2 protein-coding genes are annotated in these 1,020 nt (G+C 34.9%); both read left to right on the top strand.

All coding sequences use genetic code 11. The features are described 5' to 3' along the window. On the top strand, positions 1–573 hold a 573-nt coding region (repM, locus tag FTV31_RS17135; protein ID WP_180015847.1), incomplete at its 5' end, for a replication initiation protein RepM. Between the two features lie 77 nt (positions 574–650). Further along, on the top strand, positions 651–1,020 hold a 370-nt coding region (locus FTV31_RS17130), incomplete at its 3' end, for a plasmid replication DNA-binding protein (RefSeq protein WP_180015845.1).

Raw genomic sequence — 1,020 nt, 5'->3', positions numbered from 1 at the left:
CCACTCATAACTCGACTTGAAGAAAACTTCACTAAATATGAATTGCAGCAGGTTTCTAGGTTAAGTAGCTCATATGCTATTCGGCTATACGAGCTATTAATTCAATGGAGATCTGCCGGAAAAACGCCACTTTTTGATCTATCTATCTTTAGACAACAACTTGGTGTCAAACCTCATCAATACAAAACAATGAGTAACTTTAAAACATATGTTTTAGATTTTGCTCTTAAGCAGGTAAATGAGTTAACAGATATAACAGCTAAATATGAGCAACATAAAAAAGGGCGTTCTATTTCAGGTTTTTCATTCACTTTCAAACAGAAAAAAACGAGTAATCTGCCAATAAAAAATAAGCGTGACCCAGACACTATAGATATTTTCTCAAAAATGACAGATGCTCAACGCCATCTGTTTTCCCATAAATTGTCAGAACTTCCTGAAATGGGAAAATATTCTCATGGTACAGAAAGCTATCCGCAATTCGCTGTACGCATTGCAGAAATGCTTCAAAACCCAGAAAAGTTTAAAGAACTCTATCCTTATCTCCAAAAAGTAGGCTTTAAAGCTGCATAGAAGATAGACTTGCTGATTTGTCTATTAGACAGTCTAATAGACACTAATTTTTTACAAGATTAGGCAGAGATTTACACATGAAAAGCCTTACAGTTCTTGAGCTTTCTAAGCTTTACAATATCAATAGACAAACGATTTACAACAACATAAAGAAAGGAATTTTAAGTAAAAATTCTGATAATAAAATTGATCTGGCTGAAGCTATCCGTGTTTTTGGCGAACCTTCAAAAAAACTAGATGTAAAAGAATCTGTAAAAATAGACAGTCCAAATTCGGCAGAAGTTTTACTACTTAGGCAACAGATAGACATGCTGAAAAATCAGCTTGATGATGCAAAAGAGCGTGAATCCTTTTATCAAAATCAAATTGAGACGATGCAACGTCTACTGGAAGCACCCAAACCAAAGATTCAAGACCCTAGTGAACTCGAACTCCCTCAATCAGCTC

This window comes from Acinetobacter sp. YH16031 (assembly GCF_013417335.1).
Classification (GTDB): domain Bacteria; phylum Pseudomonadota; class Gammaproteobacteria; order Pseudomonadales; family Moraxellaceae; genus Acinetobacter.
The sequence above is the reverse complement of the archived record's forward strand: the minus strand, read 5'-3'. Positions and strand labels throughout refer to the sequence as shown.